Genomic DNA, 21,214 nt, shown 5'->3' with positions numbered 1-21,214 from the left:
TCCGGCGCAACGTCCATGAGGTCGAGGTCGGACACCTCAGGGCGTCCCCTGGATCCGATCGGCGACCATGCGGCCCCGGAGGGTCCGGGCGATCGCCATGGCCTCCAGGCGGCCGATATGGTCCGCCTGCATCCGCCCCATGATCGTGTCGAGCGCGTCGAGCGCGTCGTCGGGACCGAGCCCGTCCGCGACGCGAACTTGCACCGTCGCGGCGGAGGTCGGGGCGTCGCTGCCCAGCGTCACCTGATTGATCGCGCGGCCGGGCGCGGCGGCCAGGCTCACTGCGGCACCCAGGCCACCGATGCCGGACGCGATGCGCACCTGCACCGTGCCGGCCGTGGCGGGCGCGGCTGTGCCGATGACGACTTGGTTGAAGGCGTCGCCGATGCCGGCGGACACGGAAGCAGCCATGCGAGGGTCTCCTACTCAGCCGCCAGCGGCGGCGTTTCATCCACGCGCCCGAGGGCGCGCTCGATCTCCGCGGCCAGGTCGCGGCCGAGGCGATGCTCATCGGTGTCGGGGTAGGTCGGAGGGCTGGACGGCAGGATCAGGCCGGCCTCATGCGCAGCGGTCGCGACCAGCGCGCCGAGCTCGTCCGGCAGACGCGTCCAGAGAGCGCCGATCCGGCTTTCCTGCACGTCCAGCGCCAGCGTCTTCACGTCCGCCATCAGCCCGGCGAACTCCGCCATCGTCTGCGCTAGCAGGCGGCCGGCCTTCACGCGGCGAGCGTGCAGCGCGTCCTTCTTCACCATGGCGGCGCGCATGCGCTCCTGCCGGTGTGCCTCCTTGGCATTCGCGGCGCGCGCCTCGTCGCGTCGCTTCTGCGCTGCGAGCCCGGCCTCGACTGCCTGGAGGCGTTCCCGGAGGCGCCGAAGCTCGGCGCTGGCAGACTTCACCGCGGCGGCGTTGCCGTCCGCCTCAGCCTCGCCGAGCGCCGCTTCCTGCTCGCTGATCGCGAACATCAGCGCGGCCTTCTGATCGTAGAGCGTGCCCACGTTGCGTGCGGGATCGTGCTTCACTTCGCCCTCCGGATGGACAGAAGGATCTGATTGGCGAGGGTCGGCGAGTTGGCGGCGCCGGTCCGGTCGAGCCAGTCGGCGAAGCCAGGATGCCGCGCCACCTCAGCCCGCACCGCGGAGACGTTCGCGTCGTAGTCGCGTCCCCACAGCGCGCGCAGCGCCTTCACGTTGCGATCGGCCTGCGCGTCGCCCCGCTGCCGAAGGTCTTCGAGGTCCCGCGCGATGGCGCGGCCCTGCGCGTCGTCGCCGAGGTAGCGCACTAGGTGCCCGGAGCCTTCCTCGATCTCGGCCTTGGGCAGCCCCAGGCGCTGCGCCGCGACCAGCGTCCGGGAGAAGTCGGGTTCGGCCGGTTGGGCCTCGGCCTGCTCCGCGGCAACCTGCTCCGCGGAGAGGCGATCGCGCTCTTTGAGGAGCGCGGCGTAGCCCGGCTTTTTCCAGGCGCCTTCCTCCAGCAGTAGCTTGGTAGTCTCCATGAGCTTCGCGTTCAGCGCAGCCGCATCCGGCGCTGCCGGCGACAGCGCCTCAGGGGCCGGGTTCGTCTCCGACATCACCGCACCGCCTTCAGCGCGGCATCGGCCTGCGCGAGCTCCGCGCGGGCTTCCGCGACCTTCGCCTCAGCCTCAGCCAGCCGCGCGCGCCAGGTCTCGAACTCGGCCCGGATCGGCGCCGCCGCCTGCTCGGCATCGGTCACGCGCGAGGCAGCCACCGCCACCCGCTGCTGCGCCGCTGCCCGGAGGTTGATGGGCGCCAGGGTCTTGTCGATCGTGCGCGCGATGGCGGCCAGCGCGTCGCCATGCTGATCGCGCACTGCCGGCGTCAGCCAGTCGTGACCGCTGCTCATGCCGCGCGGTCCTTCTGGACCGGGGCCTTGCGGCTCAGGCGGAGCGGATTGCGGGCGAGGTAGTCGAGGACGCTCGCCGTCTCGATCAGCGTCGCGCGGCCGGCCTTCACGCCGCGGAAGTCACCAGCGGCGAGGCGGCGATACGCGAACTCGTCGGACAGGTTGAACGTCGCGGGGAACTGGCTCGGCTTCACATACCGAGGCAGCGGCGCGAGGGCGGGATGGACGGGCTGGGACACGGGACCTCCTGCAAACGGCGCCGGTAGGGCACCAGTGGCTTGCAGAGGGACCGGAACACGGAAGGAGGTCCGCCTTCGCGGACCAATCTATGGCCCTAGTTGGGAACCTTTGGCTTCTTGCTGCGCCGGGCAATCTTGCGGCGAACGGACCGCTGACCTCCATCGTCGGAGGTGTGAATGCCCAGCATTTCGGCCGCGCGGCCAAGCGCCTCGGCGCCAGTCAGACCGCTTGCCAATGCCCAGATGTGCCGCTGCGCCAGCTGCTCCGCGCGCAACCTCGCCTGCCGATCGGCAAACCTGTTCGTGCGGTCGCCAACGAGCCCCAGCGCGCGCGCCGTCTGTTCGCGAGCCTGTTGGGAGCCAATCGGCGCGCGTGTCCGCCAATGCTTCCCCCTGCCCATCGCGCGGAGGCGATCCGCCGAGACAAGAAGATAGGCCGCCAGCCAATCCGGTAGCGCGACCACGACCTTGCCATTCTCCACGCGGCCAGTGCCGACCAGCGCGTGAAGGGCCTCCCATGCTCCCAACGGATTGCCGGCGCTGTGAAGCGCCTTCCCCTCGGTAACGATTTGGGCAGCGCGAGCATACGGCGACGCAGGCACGATCTTCAGCGGCACAGACAGCACTCTGCCCGGCCGATCCCCGGCGGGCGCCCAGTCGTCATCATCATCGAGAGGAGGCGCCACCGGCGCCCCCTCCGTCTTTGTCCGCCGGGTCGGCACGTCAGGCGACCTTTGCGGCCTGCTCGCGGGCATGGAGCGCGGCGAGGATCGCCTCGGCCCGCACCAGGTCCGCGTCGATCTTTTCCATCGCCCAGTGAACCTGATCCGGCTCCAACTGCCGCGCCTGCGCCGCGGCGGACAGCATGAGACAGGCACCGCGCCGCGCCTCCGCAAGCGCGTCCTGCGCCTTTGCCAGCGTCGGCTTGGCAGCGGCGCTGACGGCCGGGATAGTCTGGATGGTAGCCTCGGACATGGAATGCCCTCCATGGTCGGGGTCAGCCTCGGCGCGGTGTTCCACCACCCGCCGGGGCGCCCTGGATGCCCGGAACCGCCGGGCGCGGATCACTCAGGCGGCCCCCGTCGCCGCGCGCCGCATCGGCGTCACCGTCGCCGGCGCCTTCGCGCAGAAGTCCGCCCAGTCCTGCATCAGCGCCACCCGCTTCTGGAACAGGTCGCCGCGCGAATACGCGGCCTCGGCCTTGTTCTTCAGCAGGTGCGCCATCGCGTGCTCGATCACTTCGCGGGGGTGGTGCGTCGTCTCGCCCGCCCAATCGCGGAACGTGCTCCGGAACCCGTGCACCGTGATCTCCTCGCCCGCCGCATCAGTCCACGGCCGCGGCGTGCCCGGCCGCTTCATTCGCTCCAGCAGCTTCAGCATCGCCATGTTCGAGAGCGGCTTGCCCATCATCTGCCCGGGGAAGACGTAGCCATCCCCATCGCCCTCGGCCCGCTGCTTCGCCATCTGCTCGAGGATCGCAACCGCCGACGACGACAGCGGCACCCGATGCTCCTTGCCGGCCTTCATCCGCCGGGCCGGGATCGTCCACACCCGCTCCGCCAAGTCGATCTCCGACCACTTCGCGCCGATCGTCTCGCCGGTCCGCGCAGCCGTCAGGATCGTGAACGCCAGCGCCTGCGCCGCGGTCCCATGCTGCGCCGATAGCGCCGCCAGGAACGCCCCGGCTTCCTTCCAGGGGAGCGCCGGGTGGTGCTCGACCCCTGCCACCTTCGACTTCTTCGGCAGCACCAGGGCGAGGTTGCCCTTCCACCGCGCCGGGTTCGGCCCCTCGCGCCAGCCGTGCGCCGTCGCGTAGTCGAGCACCGCCTCCACCCGCCCACGGACGCGCGTCGCCGTCTCGGCCTTCGCCGTCCAGATCGGATCAAGCGCCGCCTTCACATGCTCCATGGCGATCTCGGCCACGGCCAGATCCCCGAGCCGCGGGTAGGCATAGGTCGTCAGGGTCGCGCGCCACTGCGCCGCGTGCTTCTCGTTCGCCCATTCCGGCGACTTCGACAGGATGAACGCCTCCGCCGCCTCCCGGAACGTCCGCCGGGCCTCCGTCGCGCGTTTCCGCGCCGTCTCCTCGGCCTTCCGATGCGCCAGGGGGTCGATGCCGTCCCGGAGCAGCCGGCGCGCCTGATCAGCCCGATCGCGCGCCTCGGCCAGCGTGAACCCGTCCACGCCGTCAGGGTCCGCAGCGCCGAGCCCCATCTCACGCGAGAGCGGCTTGCCGGCCTTCGATAGCGTCTCGGCCATGTAGCGCAGCATCCACCAGCCGCGCCCTTTCCCCGTGACCACGAGGTAGAGCCGATTGCCGTCCGGGTGCCGCCCGACCTGCCCCTTGTCGAGCAGCGACTTCACCCGCGTAGCCGTCAGCCGATCGCCCGTCCGAGCCATTCCGTCGCATCCCAACCCGCGAACGGACCCACAATAACCGCTGTGGAGTCGGGTGGAAACGGAAATCGTCCAGACATGAAAAAAGCGCGGCAGCCTGAGGCTTTCCGCGCTTCTGTGTGGAGACCAGTGGAGGTGGGAAAGGGTGAACTGGCGGAGGGGATGTCCGCCATCCGACTCTCTTCCACACTCCATGTCGCATCAAGAGCGAGGCTCTCCAACGCCCGGATTTCCTCATATTTTATACCGGACCCTATGAAACTCTACTGGCATCTTGGCGGACGACAGGGGTAAAGTTGGGGGTAAAGAGCCGGGGGTAAGAAAATCTCCGGCGAACCCGGAGCTCCCAAGCAGTGGCCAAGCTTTCCGCCCCAATGATCAAGGCTTTGAACCATCCCGGCGACAAGTCCCGCCCGGTTCTATTTCATGACGGCGAAGGGCTGGCCCTACAGATCACCAAGGGCGGCGCCAAGTCGTGGCTCTTCCGCTTCCAACTCGCCGGAAAGGCTCGCGAGATGGGCCTCGGCCCTGTGGCTGTAGACGCAAAGGAAACGGCCGCCGGCGGCGTCACCTTGGCTATGGCGCGGGATCGGGCGCGCGCTGCCAAGGCACTACTCCGGGAAGGCAAGGACCCGATTGCAGTTCGGGAGGAAGCCCGCGCTGCCGCGACACAGCAGGCCGCCGAGGCCTCCGAGCGCACGTTCAAGGCCGCCGCCGAGAGGCTGATCGAGGCGAAGAAGCCGGGCTGGCGGAGCGGAAAGCACGCGGCGCAGTGGACAGCTACCCTCGCCGCCTATGCCTATCCGCAGATCGGTCAAAAGCCGGTGGCCGCCGTGACCACAGAGGATGTGTTGGCAGTCCTCCGCCCCGTCTGGTCCCGCACGCCCGAGACGGGCACCCGCCTCCGGCAGCGGATCGAAGCGGTGCTAGATGCGGCGAAGGTGACAGGCTGGCGCAGTGGAGAGAACCCGGCCCGCTGGAAGGGCCACCTGGAACACCAGCTTCCGAAGGCTCGCAAGGTCAGGGCGGTTGTCCACCACCCTGCCCTGGCCTGGCAGCAAATGGGGCAGTTCATGACCGCGCTGAGGGGTAAGGAAGGCGTCGCGGCGAAGGCCCTGCGCTTCGCGATCCTGACCGCTGCCAGGTCAGGCGAAGTGCGCGGCGCGCTTTGGCGGGAAATCAACCTGGATGAGAAGGTATGGTCCGTCCCCGCCCCGCGCATGAAGGGCTTGCGACTTCATCGTGTTCCGCTGAGCGATGCTGCCCTGGCCGTCCTCGCTGAGGTCGAGGACTTGCGGAAGGGCGCCGATAGCCATGTCTTCCCCGGGGCACGCACCGGCACGGCGCTGAGCGATATGTCCATTTCGATGCTCGTCCGCGGCATGTGCTTCGATGGCCTGGACGAAGGCGAGCCGCCGCGGTGGCGCGACCTGGAAGGCCGGCCGATAGTGCCGCACGGTTTCCGCGCATCATTCAAGGGGTGGAGCCTTGCCGCTGGCTTCCCCGATCCTCTGAGCGAACTGGCCATGGCCCACAGCGACAAGGACAAGGTTCGCGCCGCCTATGCCCGCGAAGACATGCTCGATCAGCGCCGACCGATGATGAACGCGTGGGCCGAGCACTGCGCGAAGTCGGCGGCGGCGGTTGCCAGCCTGGCCGAGGCGCGGACGCGGAGAAAATCGTGACCGACGCGTCTCGACCCGCCGACCGACTGGCGGTGCTGCTGCGCGAAGCAGTCGGCGGCCTCGACCGCCAGGCGGCGCACGACATGCTGGACGCCGCGCTGGACATTGCGGCCGAGGCCGGCGACGCCCCAAAGCAGGATGCGCGGGACCTTGCGCAGGCCGCCGCGCTGGTCCTCTCCCGCGCCGTGGCCAGCTGGACGCTGCCAGTGCGGCGACCGCCCGAGGAATGGGACCAGCTTGCCGCTGACAATCCGGCGGCGTGGCGTGAGGATGCTGCGGCCTGCATGGCCGAGGCCTACGCGGTGGTGCCGCAGGCTGTCTTAGGCGCCTTGATGTTCGGCCTGCACGCGTTGAACGATGCCAGTCCGCCACCGTCGATCCTGGTGCCCGCCGAGAAGGCTGCAGGCTACGGGCGGAACCCGCGGAGCCGGCGAGAGATTGAACAGTCGCTGCTCGCCTTCATCGCGGCGGAGAAAGCCGCGGGGCGCCCTGTTTCTGCCGTGCGCACGCATGTCGCAACAGCTGTCGGACAGTCCGTGGATGCGATCGAAACCTGGGCGCGTGAGTGGCGGAAACGGGATGGCGGCGAGCGCGTGAAGGGCGTGCTCGCCGCCGCCGCCGCCTTCGGACGCGGAGAGCACATCACAGCCCCAGTGCCGGACGAGATCATCCTCGTGCGCCTACTCGGCCTGCGGGGCCTCGCCGACAGCTGGAAAGCTGCGCGGCGCTGACTCCGGTTTTTCGCGCTCCATTTGCCGGAGGACTTCTGTAGAGCCGTGTGAATATTGGGAGCCTCCACAACGGAGGCACCCAGATGATCGCGCCGATCAGCAAGAGCACCAGCGCCTACGCCCCGGAAGACCCGCTGCTGACCTTCAGCGAGGCGTGCGCTGAGACGCGCCGCGCGCCGAGCACTTTGCACCGCGACCGCGCGAACAAGAACTTCCCTGAACCCGATGCGTGGAACGGGCGCCGCCCGCTGTGGCGCCGCTCGACGCTCACGGCCTTCATCGCCGACACGGCGACACGCGCGCGCCAGGCCGCCGCCGCCTCCGCCACCCACCAGAAGTAGAGGCCCGGCGGCGCCGGAAACAGCGCGCGCCGGGCCGGTAGAGGGGTGTCTGGGTGGACGCCTGAACTTTGCCGTCACGACGCTACTGACCGGCGCGCTGGGTCCTCGTCGGAGGACCGAATGCACAGCGAACTTCCTGCGCCTCCAGTGCCTGCGGACGCCGACTTGCGCGGTCTGCCCTGCGTTCTGCTGGACGTGGCGCGTCTGTTTGATTCCGACTTCTACGCTTTGAGCACAGGCGACGAATTCAAGGCAGGGTGCAGCCTGTGGTGGAAGAGCTGGCATCAGCTCCCCGCCGGCAGCCTGCCCGACGATGACCGTGTGCTCGCGCACCTGTCCGGGGCCGGCGCGCGCTGGCCAGAGGTAAAGGCGGTGGCGCTCCGAGGTTGGTTCAAGGCCTCTGATGGCCGGCTCTACCACCTGGTTGTCGCTGAGAAGGTCAACGAGGCCTGGGCCAAAAGGTTGACCCTTCGCGATCGCAGCCGGCGTGGAAATGCTGTGCGCTGGGATCGCCGCCGGGATGGTCACGGCGATCCCGGGCGCGATCTCAGCGGCGATCCCAACGGCGATCCCGGGCGCGAGCCCAGCGGCGATCCCAACGGGGATGCCCGACGCGATCCCCGGAGGAATCCGAAGGAGAAGGAGAAGGAGAAGCAGAAGAAGAATCCCCACTCGCCTCCTTCGGAGGCTCGCCCCCCCCGCGGCACCCGACTCCCCGATGACTGGCAGCCGAGCCCCACCGATCGCGACTTCGCTTGCAGCCTGGGGCTCGACGCCGACGCGGTGGCCGCCCGCTTTCGGGACTTCTGGCGCGCGAAGGCCGGCCAGCAGGGCGTGAAGCTCGATTGGTCGGCCACCTGGCGTAACTGGTGCCGCCAAGACGCAGAACGCCGACCACACCCGGGCCAGCGGCAGACGGAAGTGCCGAAGTTTCGCAACGGCTTCGCGGGCGCGCTCTTCGAGGACTGGACGGCCGCAGAGCGAGCTTCGCCGGCACCACCTCAGCCCTCCCCCACCGTCCTGATCGAGGGGGTCGCCGATGCTACCGAATAGCCCAATGTCGGTGCGGCGATGGCTCGCCACGCTCGGCCTGCTGGTGGCCGGCGCTATGCCCGCCGAGGAAGCGAGGATACGGATCGAAGCGTTCGCTCCGTTGCTGGAAGATCAGTTCCCCGCATGTGCCTTCACGGCTGCAAGCCTCCAGGCCGTGGCGCGCGGGGCGAAATTCTTCCCCGCCTATGCCGAACTCGCGGAGGCGCTTTCAGGCTGGCTGAGGGAGAACCGCGCTCATCCTTCTGTGCCAATGCTGGAGGGTCCGACGGGTGCGGCGCTGACCTCAGAAGAGGCCGTCTTCGTGGCGATCTTCCTGAAGCGCCTGGCCGAGCGCGGTATGGGTGCCTTGCGCCTCCTCCTGGGCATCGCGCGCACGTATCCGGAAGGCGCCCGCCGAGCGATAGAGGCGGAGTTCGGGCCTCGGGAAGAACGCTCGGTGCGCGTGCGCGCACCGATGCCGCACACGATGCCTGGCACTGATCGCCGCGAAGCCGGAGAGCCACACCCGCCGCCGAACCCACGGCAGTCCCGTGGGGGAGACGATTGGTGAATCGCACAGGCTTCGCCCGCGACGGCCCGCGCAGCGCCAGCGCCGCCACCTTCGTCTTCTCAGCAGTACTGCTCTATCCACCATAAGGATTGCTCCAATGCGTTCGAAGACAATTCCCCGCGAAATGCGCGCCCTGGCGCGCCGCCTGCCGCTGGTCTCCATCATCGAGAATGGCCGTCCGCTGCCTTACGTTTCCGTCGCCGCCCTGCATCGCGCCCTCGGCATTGATGCTGCTTTTTGCATCCGGTTGCAGAACTGGGCCGAAGAAGAATGGGCAGCGACGGTCCTCGATGGCACCACTGAGGATGTCGGCCCAGTGGTCCAGGAAGACGGGCGCCTGGTGCTCGCCCATCTCGCAATCTTGATGGCCGTCATCGCACTCACCGATGCGTCGCTGGCGGTCTGCGCATATCTGGAGCACGCCGAGCTCCGCCACCGAATCATCAGCGGCGGCGCGCTCACGGCGATCGAAGTGGCTAAGGAATACGACCTCACGGACCGCCGCCGGAATTGCTCGAAGCACATCGGCGACGCTCTGGTGGACTTCGCCGCGCGCACCGAGGGCGTGCCGCGCGTGACTACGATCGGCCCAAAGCTGCACCGTGTTCGCGGCTTCCCGCCTGGCCTGGTCACCGCCTGGTTCAAGCGCGGCGGCGGCGCGGAGCTGATCGAGAGGGAAAGGAACCGCCCCATGAAGCCGCGCGCCCCGCGCCCTGAGCCCGACTACGAGGCCGCCGCCGAGATGGACGCGCAGGTGGTGGAGCTGTTCTGACCCGCCATGCTGCCCGCCAACACCACTGCGGCGGGCAGCGCGCCGGAGAAGTCAGCACGATTCGTAGCAGCGATAGAATAGTCGTGACGGCACCCAAGACGGGTCGGCAAAGGAGGCCGGCCTTCATGACGGAGACAGCGAACCACGCGCCGGAGCGGGCGCTCGATGAGGGAGAGGCCGCGGCGCTTCTCGGATGCTGCCGCGCCACGCTGGCGCGGTTACGGCGCGCGGGAGATGGCCCGCCGCACTACATGGTCGGGAAGCGGCCGCGATACGTGCTGCACGATGTGGCCGCCTGGCGCGCGGCGCGCGTTCGCGCCGGCACGGAGGGCTGACGATGACCGGGAAGACCTCCGACGCCGCCATCATCACCATTGGCGCCGTCGCGCTGCGGCCGATCGAGCACGCTAGCCAACGGATGGTGACCCTCGACATGATCGACCAAGTGCACGGGCGCCCCAAGGGTACCGCGCGGAAGAGGTTCAACGACAACCGTACGCGCTTCATCGAGGGCGAGGACTTCATCGTCCGAAATGCGGACGAAGCCGCCGCGCTGGGGATCAGGGCGCCGAACGGGCTCACCCTGCTGAGTGAGAGCGGCTACCTGCTCCTGGCGAAGAGCCTCACCGATGACGTGGCCTGGGATGTCCAGCGCAAGCTCGTCGCGCACTACTTCCGCGCCCGCGCGACCGAAGCGGCCGCGCCCCTGGCGGCGCGGGAGCATGGCGGCATAACGAAGGCTGTGGTGAACCGCGCGCTGGCCGACCACCTGATGCCCGTGCACGCCGCGCTCAGCGAGCTCACCGAGCGGCTGACCGCGCTGAGCGAGGGGCACGTGACGGACCCGGCGGTGATGCCGGCGCGGGAATTCCTCTCCGCGCTCAGCTTCCTCGAAAGCATCGGATGGCCCCAGCGCGGACGGCGCGCGATGGTCTGCGCCGTCAGTGCGCGCCTCAGCCGGCACGCGGCCGCGCACGGCTACCCGGTGAAGCTCTCTGCCGAACGCGCGGTGCGCCTGTTCCATCGAGACTGCATTGTGCACTGGCAGGAAAACGGCGGCAGGGCATTCCTGGCCGCGTGCAGGGATCGGCGTGAAGGCCAGGGGCGTCTCCGCCTCGACCGGAGCCGCAGGATGGGCCGCGCGTGATGGCCGCAGATGCGCTGATGGCCGCGCTGGTCGCGGCCGCAGACGCCCTGCCGGATGCCGAGCGTGCGCTTTTGCTGGCCGCCAACGCGTCAACGGTGCCGGCCGGCTCACCGCTAGGTACCGCCGCCGGCATCGACCACCTGGCAGCGATCTTCGGCGGCCTCAGTCCCACCATGGCGGTCCGCCTAGCAGCCGCGCTCGCCCAGGTCGCGCACGTTGCCTTGGAACAGGCCGGGGCGCGCGCGGAAGAGGCGGCCGGCGCCTCCGCAGCAATCCTGGACCGACTTGCTGCGGCGCTCGCGCAGCTCGACGGCGCGCAGGACGCGCGGCGCCACTAGGACAGTTCCGTTGGAAACTCGGCCAGTTCCAACGGAACTCTGACCCAAGTCGGAGCGATGATGGCGGCGCTGAAGGAGGTCCGAATTATGCTGGAAAACGCCTCCACCACCCCGATCAGCGCTGCCGCCTGGCGCGCAGCGCTGAATGCCGTAGATGCAGCGCCGGCTGGCGCGCGGGATGATGCGCTGACCGCCCTGATGGCGATCGAGGCGACGATCGAAGAACAGCCCGTGCAGACCATCGCCGATGCCGCGCTGCGGCTTAACATCGCGCTGGGCATGTCAGGCCGGAAAAGCGAGGACATCGAACCTGAGTGGGTGCTCGTCAGCGACGCCTTGGCATTTCTCGATCGGTCATCCGCTGATTAGCGGAGAAATGGAAAGCCGCGGGGGGTGCGCCCCGCGGGTTTCCTGCCGTCGTTCACGATCGCTGCGCCATCAGGTCGCACCCCGTTTTGGCGGGGCCGTGTGCCAGCCCCGCCGGAGCGGGGCCACGGAGCCAGGCGGGGCGTCAATACCAAACACGATGTGCGCGCGCCACAGCACAGAGCGGCCGGGGACATTCGGATGCGGCCGCGCCGTCTCGTGGAAACAGGACCTAAGTGCCTGATATTTCTCATGGTCCAAACTTGAGCCATGGGACAGGAGAACGTCGATGTCACGGAGCACGTGACCAGGACCGTGAACCCGCGCCCCGTCATCTTGACCCGGGCCCACTCTTCGCCGGAAGCGGCGGGTAACCCATCGGGATTGAACGCCTGAAAATTCAGGCGATGGAATTCGTGCGAGCAGATGAGGGCTTGGATCAACGCTCAGCCCATTGAAGATCGCGGGCAATGAGTTCGCCTTGTGTGATCACCGGCATAACCAAGCCCGAGACCACAACGCCGCACTCTGCCGATCCATCGCAGGAAAAGAATCGCTGACGTGACGCCGCCGGCAGTTCCTGCAGACCGACGAGCACAGTCTGGTAGTTGCCGCGCCGAGGCGTCGCGACGCTGTGCAGCATGCAGATTCCCCCTTGATAGCAACCTGCATAGCCAAAGACGGAGACGACTTGACGCAGGAGCTCCGGTCGACTCGACATGTACTCGATGATCGTCATGGGTTCGGCGCGCGGACCACTGGAAGCCATCGGATAAGCACGCCCCGTCAGGCGATCGTAGCAAGCAAGCCGCTGGGCACCATCGGCGATATCTCTGCACGCGGAGAGCCCCTGCGAGCCCTCTCCCGACGAAGCGCTCGCGCCTGGGGGCGCAGCGCGCAAAGCACCGATTGCGTTCACCTCGCAGTCGCGCTGGGAGCGGAAGAAGCTCTCGACCACTCCGGCACTCGTGTGCACCGTGAAACGTGTCGGCTCGGCCTCCAAAGGCGCACCCTCGGGTCGGTAGGGAACTGCCCGCGCGGTTCGGTCACCAGCGCGCCGAAGAGCCTGCACCCGTTCGCTCGGGGTCTGGACCTCTCGGCAGGCACCGGCCTCAGCGACGAACCACGGCACCGATCCTGATGATGGCGGCGGCACCTGCGCGCCAGCGGGAAAGGCCATCGCCCACAACGCCGCGGTAGCAAGCAGGGCACGCTTCACTCGGTTTCTCCCGAAGGCCGGTCCAACTCCGCCGAAGTTTGATGGAGGCGGGCTGCCAAGCCAAGCACCGCTGCTCCAGCTTCACTTCCAGCGTGGTGAATAGAGGTCGTGACGGCAGCTTTCGGCAGTTCGCAAAACTTCGCAGGAGCTGCCGAAAATGATGCGTCCCAACGATCCCGATGCAGGGCAGTTTTCCCGCCTGTTGGATGACCTAGCCGCGCTGCAGGACGGCCGCGCCTTCGCCAAGGCGATGGCTGCGAAGCCTCACCGTCCTTCGCCGCGCGCGACAGTCCCGCACTCCTACTTCACGAAGGCGCAGGGGATCGCCGACAGGCGGGCCGCGGACGCCAAGATGAACAGGACCGCCGCCGACCTCTCCGCGCTGGAGCGCCAGGTGAGCGACATGGCGGTGAACGCGGCCGCCGAGAACGTGGGCATGCGCCGCGCGCGCATCCGCGCCGCGGTTCACGATGTCATGCAGCGCGCCATTGACGGCGTCGGCAAAGGCGAGATCAGCGCGATCGAGGTCGCGAAGCTCGAAGGCCGGGCGATGCGGGTGCTAGCGGCCATCGAGCCCGGCCCGACTCTCGGCCGGGGTGTGGCATGACGGCCGAAATCACCGCCCTCCACGCCGAGCTCCGCGCCGCGCTGCTGGCCGCCAACGAAAGCGCGCCGGTCCGTGCCGCGATCGCCCAGGCCGAGGCTAAGCAGCGCGCCGAGGCAGAGCGCCAGGCGCAGGCGGCCGCCGAGCGTGATGCTGCGGAAATGCAGCGCATCCGCTCAACAGCGGATGCCGTCGCCTCCGCCGCCACCGCGCGCCTTGCCGCCGTGACCGAGCCGCTGCAGCCGCCGCCCTATGCGCCGACGCCCGGCCTGGTGCTCGCTATCCGCCGGCACGCCGCGGCGCACGGCCTTCTCTGATCCGGGGGGGCATCGATGCAGCAGGGCCAGGCGAAGCGACGGCGGGGCAGCCACGGGCCGAGCCCCCTGAGCGCGGCGACCCGCAAGCGTTTGCTTGCCGGCCTGCTGGCGCGGGCCGAGGCCGGCGACAACACCGCGGCTGAAAGTTTGGTGCGGCTCTCCCTGCTCCGCACCGGCACCGCCGCGGCGCGCTGCCCGATCGCGGTGGAGGCGCCGGCGTGACCCGCACGGAACGCGACAAGCTCAAGGCCGACGCTATCCGCTATTGCGCGGATGCTGCCGAGGCGGCCGGCGGCATGGACTTCCCGCGCACGGCGGTAATCGAGCGCCTGATGGCGCGCGGCGCGGGGCGCACGTTCGCCTACAAGGTTGTTGGCGAGATCGTGGACGGCGGTGAGGTTGACGCCGAGCTCGATCGCCGCCGCGCCGAGATGGGCGCGCTGGCGGCCGGTGTCAGCGGCGATGCTGAGGCAATAGACTTGGCGCCCGTGGCGCGTCATCCCGCTCCCACAGGCACAGGTGTAGCCGCCCGCATCGGCGCGGGCGTGTCGGTGGCTTCGAGGCTCGAAGGCGTCATCGGCGACATCGAGCGCGTGCGCGCTGTCGCGTTCTTCGATGACGGGCGCATCAAGAATTCCCGAATGGTGCTCAAGGCGGCGGAGGAAATGCGCCGGAGCCTGGAGACGGTGGTGAAGCTCCAGCAAGCGATGAACGACATCGCTGGGCTGGAGCGGTTCCACACCGCCATCATCGACGTGATCCGGGCGGAATCGCCTGAGCTCGCTCACCGCGTTCTGCGGCGGCTCGATGACCTGGCAACGCGTTGGGGCGGCTGACCGTGGCCGACCTGGTAATGCCCGAGCTCGTGGACTGCCCGCCGATGCGATCGCGGATGACCGAACGGGCCTGCGTCAGGATGTGGTCGAGCACCCAGGAAAAGCCGCCGGAGCTGCATGAAGCGCGCACCGCCTGCTTGACGTGCCCACTGGGCGCACAGCGGGCCGGTATCGACGTAGCAATCGCGGAAAGGCTGGCGCACGCCGCGGCCTTGGCTGACGTTATGCGGCACCACTGCCCTCGGTGCAGTCGGAAGGCCGCCCGGTTGATCAACGGGCGGTTCTGCATCTCGTGCTACAATCGTGATCGGGAAGCGCGGATCGGGCGGAACGCCAAGGGCACGCCACCGACGATCACAGCAACCATCCACGCAAAGAAAGTCGCGGTGACGCTGCCGAGCTCGACGCCGCGCATCGTCGCCATCGAGCGCGTGGTCAGCCGGATGGAGGCGCTGGTAGTCGCCGCGCGCCAGGCGGGCCCAGGCGCGCTGATCGGGGTGCCGCCGCTGGAAGTGCCAGGCGCCCCGGATAGCGCGGCCGCGTGATCGAGGTGCCAGCCGAGCGCGCGCCGGCGGAGGGGTGGACCCTCACGGCGCACGCCTGCCGGCATTGCGGCGGCCGCGCGCTGCAGTCGGGCATCTTCTTCATGTGCGCGACGTGCGAATCCCGCTGCACGCACCTGCCCACGGGCATATGCGGCTGCGGGATGCTTCCAGGCGCGGCGCCGAAGGGGTCGCAGCGCGGCCCGTTCACCTGCGTGCCGAACCCGAGCAAGGGCCCGAGCAGCCCGGCGGCGATCGTGGTCAGGTACGGCTGATCGGTGCGCTCGACCTCTCCCTTGCACAGGGAGTTCCCTGCCGCCGAAGGCTTGCTTTCCCGCGCCTTTTATTTCTCCGATATACGCCAATTGCCAAGCGTCCGCCGGCGTCGAACTTGATGAGGCCATGAAGCGCATCGGCGCTGCGCCGCTACAAACCGCGTTGCGGCTATCGAGGTCAGGCTGGCGCACTGGATTGCGCCTGCGTGACCTCATTCCAAGACGGCAACCCTCTGGGAAAGCGCTCCCGTAGGCCGTTTATCCATTGCCGTTCTTCCGAATTGCACAAAAGACCAACGTGCCGCTGTAGGTCCGCCAGCAAGGCTGGGTTGTACTCGGAGAACCACAGCAGCAAGAGATCCGCAGGATCCGCTCCGAGGGTGATCGCGAAGGATGCCACCTTCTCTGCCGGCACACGTGAGACGCCCTGCTTGAACATCGTGATGATGTTCGGCTTCTCGTACCCAACGTCGCGCGCGATCTCCCATTGCTTCTTTGAGCTCGCATCGATCAGCTCTCGAAGCTTCAAGTTAAAGCGATTCAGCTTCGTGGTTGCGATGGCGTCGCCGTAGGTCGCCGCGGCGGTGGTTTCCGACACTGCTCTCAACCTTCCTGCCTCCGCATGGCCTCAATCATTCGCTGCAGGTCCGCGCGCGGGAACCGTCGCCAGCCTTCCTGACCGCTGACGAGGCTCCAGCCTCCCTTGCCTGCGACGGGCGGGCGACGCCAACGCGGTATCGCCATCCGAGCGAGCAGCTCCAGTGCTTCCCAGTAGTCCTCGACGAACTCGGGCTCGCTCTTCGGTCCGACGGTGTAGCGCGCCACGCCATCGCGCCCGCGGCGTGCGAGCGAGGGGAGGAAGGGGTTGCCGTCGCTGTCGAGCGGAACGAAGACCTGTTCACCAAGCGGAGGAGGTTCGGCGCTGCTCGGCTGATTGCTCTCGACTGGCTCCTGCCAGGTCGAGCGGTGGAAGTCCTTGCGTCGTTCCAGGTAACGCTGCGCCTCAGCCGCCGGAATGCGCCCCTCGCTGTCGATGGTGATTTCGCGCGCTGCAAGGAGGTTCGCAATCGTCTTGGAGCGCAAGCCTGCAAGCACCGCAAGGCCTTCGGGGGTCACTGAGCGACCGTGGTCGATCTCCCATCGTGCGTCGGCTGCCAGGTAGGTCTCCTCCAACCATGCAAAGTTATCGCCGGCAGCCGCGCGAATGCCCGGTATTGCGACGACCTCCTTGAAGTGCGCCAACAGCTGCTGGATCTCGGCGCGCGAATTTGCCGGGTCGATATGACGGCCATACCCGTAACGCGCGAAGGCGAAGAGATGCGCGAAATCCGCCGCGATCTCCTGCCAATCGAAGTCGATCTCGAAATCCCGAAGAAGGGACAGGTCGCCCGCATCGACCCTCTCTCTGAGCGTGTCGTCCCAGCAGCTGAAGGTGCGGATCAGCTTTTCGAGTAGGATCGCGACCATCTCCTGGCCGAGGCGGTGACCGACGAAAAGGCGGAGTTCCGTCGCGATATGAACAAATAGGTCCCGGTAGAGATCCTCGAAGGGGACATGGGTGAGATAGTGGTCAACCCAGTCCTCCGTCTGGTCCTTGGCGCTCAGGCTGCGTTCCTCATCCACCGGGACGCGGACCGGGTCCTGCTTGGCGGTCTCGTTGGTCATGCCCGCGCTCCCGCGACCTCGATCTTGAGGCTCTTCGGGGAAATGAGGGACGGGCGGGTGCTGCCTTCCGCCATACGAACGGAGAACCCCCGGCGAACGTGATCAAGCACCTCTTCGAGCGTGCGCACGCGCACCGCGAACGCCTTGTGATGCTTCTGATTGCCGTGGGCTGGGTCGCCAAGGACGAACCAGCCGCGCTCGCACAGCGGTGTCTCGGTCCTCCCGGTCTTGGGGTTACGGCGGGTAATGGTAATGCTGCTCACTGTTGCTTCTCCTTTCCTTCAAGCTGCCAGGCGCAAGCGGGTGATCTGGGCGGTGAGACGTTCGCGCGCCTCATCGAGAGGCTCTGGGCGCGTCTTCGTAGACAGTTCTGCCCGCTCCTTCCGCCCCAGGAAGTAGGCGACGCGCTCGCCGTTCGCCCCACTCGGATGCGGCAGGCCCTCGAGGATGCGCTCCGGATCAATGAGACCGCGTGTCGCCAAGTGCCTGACTGCCGGCACGGGCTTCGGGCCAAGAGGAAGCCAGAGTGCACTCGGCAGGGCGCGCGCTTCTTCCGCGAGATGGGTCTCGATCTGCTGCCGCAGCGCCGGCGTACCCAGCATATCCGGGGTGCCGTTGTAGTCCTTCCCGTTCACGAGCACCGGGTGGCGCAGCGCCGAGGTGAAGTGGACGAGCTCGGGACCCGGGCTGAAAAGGTCAGCGCCGCTGCGGACGCCCAGGAGGGACTGCACACCAATGCGGTCCAGCATCGCCGCGAGGTTGTTGCGGATCGGACCCGAGAAAGCGCCAACGTACTTGGCCCGGCGTGATGCCTCGGCAGGCGACGCTCCAGCCGCAATAGCCTGTTTGAAGGCTGCCAGGGCATTCTCAGCCTGCTGCCGGCCCGGGGTGATGCCGACCACGACCAACCGTGCGTCGGTGAAGATGTGGTCGAAGGGCGCCCAGGTGACGCTTATCCGGCCATCAGTGTGCATGGTCAGCGCGTTCAAGGTGTCGCCTTCGAGGAACGCGCTACCGCGATGAGCGGCAACCGCGGCTGCGAAGTGCGTAGCGAAGTCGGTGCGGACGAGATTGTCCAAAGCGATGAACTCCGAATGGATCGATTGGATGAAGGAACGGATGGGACTGGTCAGTGCCGACGCATCCGTCGGGTACGCCAAGCTGCGGTAATGACCTGCCCGTCGTCGCTCACGAGGGCATAGGCGTCGAGCCAGCGCTCGGCGCGGCGGAAGTCCTGCTCGCCCAACTCCCGCTTCAAGAGGCGGCGACCGGCCCGATCGAGGAAGTAGCTGTCCGCACCACGGGAACGTACCCGCGTGCCGTAGTCGATGAGCAGAGCAATGGCCTGGCGAGGGATGGCCCGCTGCGCACAGCGAGCGGCAGCGTGGGCCGTCAGGACAGGGAGTGGTGCTGAGGGCAAGGCTGGGACCTTTTTGGCGTCTAATTCAAGGACGCCGGGATTGACGTCGTGGGTTCTTATCGCGCCCTACAGCTGAGACGTCAAGCAGCTGCGTTTCAAATATCCCCACGCCCCAGTTTTAGACGCTCCACATATTCGGCGGAGAGTCTTTTTGTTCTTTTCTCGTTACAATAGGGCTGGTCTGCCCGCGACCGAGTTCAAGCTACCGCCCGCACACGTTGCTTATGGGCCCTCGCGTCCTCGTGGGGCCCCTCACGGTTGCGCCCGCCCCAAAAGGGCGCGCGCCTTCACTTGGCTCCCCTGCGGCACGTAGCGCTGATCCGCGGACCTGCACGGCTGTCGGGTTGGCCTGCCCCCAAGAAGCGGATTTCCGGTGATGTAGTCCGGCTGCAGCGCAATCCTGCAAAAGGCGTGGGCGCCCGGCCGCGGATTTCACCTTTGCCGCAAAGAGCCACCCATCGCTGGGATGGGCTCCCCCACGACGGGGCGCTTCCACCCTCCTATCCGCGCCTACCACCCTCTTCGCGGACTTAGTCTGCGCCTCAAGATCGAGGCGCAAGCAAATGACAGCCGGCAGTCCTCAGTTCGGGGCTAGTCCCGCTCCTGCCCTTGGCTGCCCCGCCGCGCGGACAGGGGCCGCCCCACAGCGCCGATCGTCCGCGCCGTCCGCAGCGTGTCCGTCCGCCCGCGCCGGTCCGTGCGCAACAGAGCCGGCTATCGCCGTAGCCCGTCGTCGGCATCAAGTTCCAGGCGACGGCGGGCAGGTCCATGCATCCAGTCAGGATGAACCCGGCAGAGGGTGGCGATGATCTTGTTCGGTGTGGTCGCGGCGGTCTCAGGGTCCCCGCCGGCGGCAACGTAGACATCGCGGATGCGGTACCACCCGGCAGGCTCACGCGTGCCTTCCGCGCCGTTCTGGCGGTAAGCCCGTCCCACTGCCAGGACGAGCGCCCGTGGCCAATTGTCGAGAGTGTGGAACGTCTGGTTGGTCACGGACCGAGCGTACCAGAGCGGACGCTATGCGGCGCCCTGCGTCAGACCGGTCGTTAGCGCCTGCGCCAGCCTGCCGGTAAAGCGAGCAGGGCGACCAGCACCCGCAGGTCCCGATTCAGGGCGTCCAGCTCATCGGCGATCGCGGCGGCCGCCTGGTGGCCGCTCCGAACGGTGACCCACGGCAACTCGTCCCGCATGGAGCTGACGCGGGCGTTCGAGCACCGAAGCTCTTGGCGTAGTGCCTCAGTGCGCTCCGAAGTCCACCCCTGTTCGTCCCTCATTCGCACCCCGGCGTGGCAACATAACAATTGGGTAGCCGACTATCACGCGTTCGCTTGGTTGTGTCCCGCCGCGTGGTGTAGGAGCGCGATGATCCTTGGCGGGCTGGGCCGCCGTGTCAGGCTGTTACGGCGGACAGGCTGACATGGGGAGTGTCGCTAACGGCGCCGATGGGTTCCAGCGTCATGTCGCGGGAGCGCTGGGTAGCCCAGTCGTCGGACTGCTCGAGCAGGATGGCGCCGGCGCGGTCGGTGAGGCGCTTTATCTCGCCATTGAGGCGTTCGATCGGGTTTGTGCAGTGCAGCTTGGCCCGATGCGCGGCGGGGAAGTGCATGTAGGCGAGCACGTCCTCGGCGGCGCTGTCCATCACCGCGGGGCACGCCCGGGGCGCTCCGCTCCGCTCAGCCAGGGGCTTCGCTACGCGTCCAAGGCTCCGGCCATCCTACACCACGTCCGGGGACACGACCTTCCGTCGTCGCGAGGGACTTGTTTAGCGCATCTGTGAGGCTGGTTGTCTGCGGCTTGCCGCTCGCCAGTCCCACGGGGCGACCCGTTGTGCCTCGGGCAACGCCCACAGTCCGCGGCGCGCCGCCCTGGCCTCTGCCTCGAGGCGCAAGAGGACCGGGTCGTTGCTGTATCGCCGGAAGACCCAGGCCGCACCGCGCTTAATCAGTTCGGCCGAGATATCGGTCGAGCCGACATAGACACGGCCCACGGTCCTACCGTAGCGGTCGATGTCGCGGACCTCGATACGAACCTGACGATCGAAGGCCAGGTTCGACAGCTCATGCCGCGCACGATCGCCGTAGGGCTGCCCGCGCTCCGGCGTGTCGATGTCCGATAGGCGAATGCGAACTTCTTCCCGCGCCGGCGTCAGGAGGGTCAGAGTATCGCCGTCACTGATGCCGACCACGCGGCCGCGGAGCTGAGCCGCCAGAGCGGCCGGCAGGGACATCGCCAGGCTGCCGAGGAGAACCAGCGTAGCCGCCGCATGCCGCCGGAAGGGGCGGCACTGGGTTGAGCTGGGCCAACCGGCTCGTTTCACGGCAACCCGCATAATCGGTACAGTCACTTCTTGTCCTTGCGATTCCAGCCCAGATACACAGCGAATGCCGTCACCGCCCCCACGACGAAGGCGCTGCCACCCAGCGCAGTAGACGCCAGGGCGAACAAGCCGGCGGCCGTCGCAACGGCAGAGCCTATTCTGGCGCCGGCTTCGTAGATCCGCTGGCCGAGAACGAAACCGACCCCTGCGGCGACGACTGCGCCGAAGAAAGCGAAGACACCGGACGACGCCATTCCGCTGCCCACGCCGGTGACGAAGAGCCCAGCGCCCCAGGCGATCAGGAGGCGGGGTAGCGCGTTTCCGAATGTAGCGCTCCAGGTCAGCACGCCAGGCGCCGGCGTCTCCGTCGTTCGTGACTGCGATCCTGCCCATGGTGGTCTTTGAACCGGCGCCTCGAGTGGCGGAACGATTGATCCAGGGCGACTTGTGCCGCCGCCGCTCTGTGTTCGATGCTGCGGACCTGGGGAGATCTGTTGCACTATCCACGGGGAGTTCGATCGTCCGGGAGTGGGAGCGGTT

At 68.0% G+C, this 21,214-nt stretch carries 31 protein-coding genes and 1 pseudogene; 15 read left to right on the top strand and 17 right to left on the bottom strand.

The annotated features are described in order from the left end of the window. Positions 1 to 36: 36 nt before the first annotated feature. The 8 genes from HW577_RS00345 to HW577_RS00310 all read right to left on the bottom strand — a co-directional run bounded on the left by HW577_RS00345 (position 37) and on the right by HW577_RS00310 (position 4,499). Positions 37 to 399 (bottom strand): hypothetical protein, encoded by a 363-nt coding sequence (locus tag HW577_RS00345; protein ID WP_198374054.1) that lies wholly within the window; start codon positions 397 to 399, stop codon positions 37 to 39. Between the two features lie 23 nt (positions 400 to 422). Further along, positions 423 to 1,019: a hypothetical protein gene (locus HW577_RS00340; protein WP_198374053.1), complete on the bottom strand. Its 597-nt coding sequence runs from the start codon at positions 1,017 to 1,019 to the stop codon at positions 423 to 425. Further along, positions 1,016 to 1,567: a hypothetical protein gene (locus tag HW577_RS00335; protein ID WP_198374052.1), complete on the bottom strand. Its 552-nt coding sequence runs from the start codon at positions 1,565 to 1,567 to the stop codon at positions 1,016 to 1,018. The genes HW577_RS00340 and HW577_RS00335 overlap by 4 nt, the downstream gene beginning before the upstream one ends. Beyond that, entirely contained in the window at positions 1,567 to 1,860 is a 294-nt protein-coding gene (locus tag HW577_RS00330; RefSeq protein WP_198374051.1) for a hypothetical protein, read from the bottom strand. The genes HW577_RS00335 and HW577_RS00330 overlap by 1 nt, the downstream gene beginning before the upstream one ends. Next, complete coding sequence (locus tag HW577_RS00325) at positions 1,857 to 2,099, bottom strand: hypothetical protein (protein ID WP_198374050.1); 243 nt, start codon at positions 2,097 to 2,099, stop codon at positions 1,857 to 1,859. The genes HW577_RS00330 and HW577_RS00325 overlap by 4 nt, the downstream gene beginning before the upstream one ends. Before the next feature lie 95 nt (positions 2,100 to 2,194). Continuing rightward, on the bottom strand, positions 2,195 to 2,716 hold the full coding sequence (locus tag HW577_RS00320) for a hypothetical protein (RefSeq protein ID WP_198374049.1): 522 nt from the start codon (positions 2,714 to 2,716) through the stop codon (positions 2,195 to 2,197). 106 nt (positions 2,717 to 2,822) lie between these two features. Continuing rightward, positions 2,823 to 3,074 carry a hypothetical protein gene (locus HW577_RS00315; protein ID WP_198374048.1) on the bottom strand — a complete coding sequence of 84 codons (252 nt, stop codon included), beginning with the start codon at positions 3,072 to 3,074 and terminating at the stop codon, positions 2,823 to 2,825. Between the two features lie 93 nt (positions 3,075 to 3,167). After that, positions 3,168 to 4,499, bottom strand: coding sequence for a tyrosine-type recombinase/integrase (locus HW577_RS00310; RefSeq protein WP_198374047.1), 1,332 nt, complete (start codon positions 4,497 to 4,499; stop codon positions 3,168 to 3,170). 350 nt (positions 4,500 to 4,849) lie between these two features. Here HW577_RS00310 and HW577_RS00305 point away from each other — a divergent pair, with 350 nt between their 5' ends. The 10 genes from HW577_RS00305 (at position 4,850) to HW577_RS00260 (ending at position 11,482) form a co-directional block, all read left to right on the top strand. Continuing rightward, positions 4,850 to 6,181 carry a tyrosine-type recombinase/integrase gene (locus HW577_RS00305; RefSeq protein WP_198374046.1) on the top strand — a complete coding sequence of 444 codons (1,332 nt, stop codon included), beginning with the start codon at positions 4,850 to 4,852 and terminating at the stop codon, positions 6,179 to 6,181. After that, a complete protein-coding gene (locus HW577_RS00300) occupies positions 6,178 to 6,912 on the top strand; it encodes a hypothetical protein (protein WP_198374045.1) in 735 nt (244 codons plus the stop codon). The genes HW577_RS00305 and HW577_RS00300 overlap by 4 nt, the downstream gene beginning before the upstream one ends. An 83-nt stretch (positions 6,913 to 6,995) precedes the next feature. Further along, the gene (locus HW577_RS00295) at positions 6,996 to 7,253 is read left to right on the top strand and encodes a helix-turn-helix transcriptional regulator (protein WP_198374044.1); all 258 of its coding nucleotides are present in this window, start codon (positions 6,996 to 6,998) and stop codon (positions 7,251 to 7,253) included. A 120-nt stretch (positions 7,254 to 7,373) separates the two neighbouring features. Further along, positions 7,374 to 8,306 (top strand): DUF1376 domain-containing protein, encoded by a 933-nt coding sequence (locus HW577_RS00290; RefSeq protein WP_198374043.1) that lies wholly within the window; start codon positions 7,374 to 7,376, stop codon positions 8,304 to 8,306. A gap of 4 nt (positions 8,307 to 8,310) precedes the next feature. Next, complete coding sequence (locus HW577_RS00285; protein ID WP_198374042.1) at positions 8,311 to 8,856, top strand: hypothetical protein; 546 nt, start codon at positions 8,311 to 8,313, stop codon at positions 8,854 to 8,856. A 97-nt stretch (positions 8,857 to 8,953) separates the two neighbouring features. Continuing rightward, entirely contained in the window at positions 8,954 to 9,628 is a 675-nt protein-coding gene (locus tag HW577_RS00280) for a hypothetical protein (protein WP_198374041.1), read from the top strand. Between the two features lie 125 nt (positions 9,629 to 9,753). After that, positions 9,754 to 9,963, top strand: a complete 210-nt coding sequence (locus HW577_RS00275) for a helix-turn-helix transcriptional regulator (RefSeq protein ID WP_198374040.1) — start codon at positions 9,754 to 9,756, stop codon at positions 9,961 to 9,963. Positions 9,964 to 9,965: 2 nt separating this feature from the next. Beyond that, entirely contained in the window at positions 9,966 to 10,775 is an 810-nt protein-coding gene (locus tag HW577_RS00270; RefSeq protein ID WP_198374039.1) for an ORF6N domain-containing protein, read from the top strand. Continuing rightward, on the top strand, positions 10,775 to 11,113 hold the full coding sequence (locus tag HW577_RS00265; protein WP_198374038.1) for a hypothetical protein: 339 nt from the start codon (positions 10,775 to 10,777) through the stop codon (positions 11,111 to 11,113). Before HW577_RS00270 ends, HW577_RS00265 begins: the two co-directional genes overlap by 1 nt. A 60-nt stretch (positions 11,114 to 11,173) precedes the next feature. After that, positions 11,174 to 11,482 (top strand): hypothetical protein, encoded by a 309-nt coding sequence (locus HW577_RS00260; protein WP_198374037.1) that lies wholly within the window; start codon positions 11,174 to 11,176, stop codon positions 11,480 to 11,482. Positions 11,483 to 11,918: 436 nt separating this feature from the next. Here HW577_RS00260 and HW577_RS00255 read toward each other — a convergent pair whose 3' ends face one another. Then, the gene (locus HW577_RS00255) at positions 11,919 to 12,698 is read right to left on the bottom strand and encodes a hypothetical protein (protein WP_198374036.1); all 780 of its coding nucleotides are present in this window, start codon (positions 12,696 to 12,698) and stop codon (positions 11,919 to 11,921) included. 157 nt (positions 12,699 to 12,855) lie between these two features. Here HW577_RS00255 and HW577_RS00250 point away from each other — a divergent pair, with 157 nt between their 5' ends. The 5 genes from HW577_RS00250 to HW577_RS00230 are packed head-to-tail and all read left to right on the top strand — an operon-like array spanning position 12,856 to position 15,000. Further along, entirely contained in the window at positions 12,856 to 13,305 is a 450-nt protein-coding gene (locus tag HW577_RS00250) for a hypothetical protein (RefSeq protein WP_198374035.1), read from the top strand. After that, a complete protein-coding gene (locus tag HW577_RS00245) occupies positions 13,302 to 13,619 on the top strand; it encodes a hypothetical protein (protein WP_198374034.1) in 318 nt (105 codons plus the stop codon). Before HW577_RS00250 ends, HW577_RS00245 begins: the two co-directional genes overlap by 4 nt. A gap of 15 nt (positions 13,620 to 13,634) precedes the next feature. Then, positions 13,635 to 13,841, top strand: a complete 207-nt coding sequence (locus HW577_RS00240; RefSeq protein WP_198374033.1) for a hypothetical protein — start codon at positions 13,635 to 13,637, stop codon at positions 13,839 to 13,841. Then, positions 13,838 to 14,455, top strand: coding sequence for a hypothetical protein (locus HW577_RS00235; protein ID WP_198374032.1), 618 nt, complete (start codon positions 13,838 to 13,840; stop codon positions 14,453 to 14,455). The genes HW577_RS00240 and HW577_RS00235 overlap by 4 nt, the downstream gene beginning before the upstream one ends. Before the next feature lie 2 nt (positions 14,456 to 14,457). Then, positions 14,458 to 15,000, top strand: coding sequence for a hypothetical protein (locus HW577_RS00230; RefSeq protein WP_198374031.1), 543 nt, complete (start codon positions 14,458 to 14,460; stop codon positions 14,998 to 15,000). Between the two features lie 450 nt (positions 15,001 to 15,450). Here the strand turns inward: HW577_RS00230 and HW577_RS00225 are convergent, their stop codons facing one another. The 8 genes and pseudogenes from HW577_RS00225 to HW577_RS00190 all read right to left on the bottom strand — a co-directional run bounded on the left by HW577_RS00225 (position 15,451) and on the right by HW577_RS00190 (position 21,021). After that, entirely contained in the window at positions 15,451 to 15,870 is a 420-nt protein-coding gene (locus HW577_RS00225) for a helix-turn-helix domain-containing protein (RefSeq protein ID WP_198374030.1), read from the bottom strand. 5 nt (positions 15,871 to 15,875) lie between these two features. Further along, positions 15,876 to 16,937: a hypothetical protein gene (locus HW577_RS00220; RefSeq protein WP_198374029.1), complete on the bottom strand. Its 1,062-nt coding sequence runs from the start codon at positions 16,935 to 16,937 to the stop codon at positions 15,876 to 15,878. Beyond that, entirely contained in the window at positions 16,934 to 17,200 is a 267-nt protein-coding gene (locus tag HW577_RS00215) for a hypothetical protein (protein WP_198374028.1), read from the bottom strand. The genes HW577_RS00220 and HW577_RS00215 overlap by 4 nt, the downstream gene beginning before the upstream one ends. 18 nt (positions 17,201 to 17,218) lie before the next feature. Next, the gene (locus HW577_RS00210; protein WP_198374027.1) at positions 17,219 to 18,016 is read right to left on the bottom strand and encodes a hypothetical protein; all 798 of its coding nucleotides are present in this window, start codon (positions 18,014 to 18,016) and stop codon (positions 17,219 to 17,221) included. Positions 18,017 to 19,071: 1,055 nt separating this feature from the next. Beyond that, a complete protein-coding gene (locus tag HW577_RS00205; protein ID WP_198374026.1) occupies positions 19,072 to 19,350 on the bottom strand; it encodes a hypothetical protein in 279 nt (92 codons plus the stop codon). Positions 19,351 to 19,747: 397 nt separating this feature from the next. Further along, positions 19,748 to 20,002, bottom strand: a pseudogene (locus tag HW577_RS00200) (transposase); the annotation flags it as partial. 117 nt (positions 20,003 to 20,119) lie between these two features. Further along, complete coding sequence (locus tag HW577_RS00195; protein WP_198374025.1) at positions 20,120 to 20,584, bottom strand: thermonuclease family protein; 465 nt, start codon at positions 20,582 to 20,584, stop codon at positions 20,120 to 20,122. A gap of 113 nt (positions 20,585 to 20,697) precedes the next feature. After that, entirely contained in the window at positions 20,698 to 21,021 is a 324-nt protein-coding gene (locus tag HW577_RS00190; protein ID WP_198374024.1) for a hypothetical protein, read from the bottom strand. Between the last annotated feature and the right edge of the window lie 193 nt (positions 21,022 to 21,214).

The organism is Neoroseomonas rubea (assembly GCF_016106015.1).
Classification (GTDB): domain Bacteria; phylum Pseudomonadota; class Alphaproteobacteria; order Acetobacterales; family Acetobacteraceae; genus Neoroseomonas; species Neoroseomonas rubea.
The sequence above is the reverse complement of the archived record's forward strand: the minus strand, read 5'-3'. Positions and strand labels throughout refer to the sequence as shown.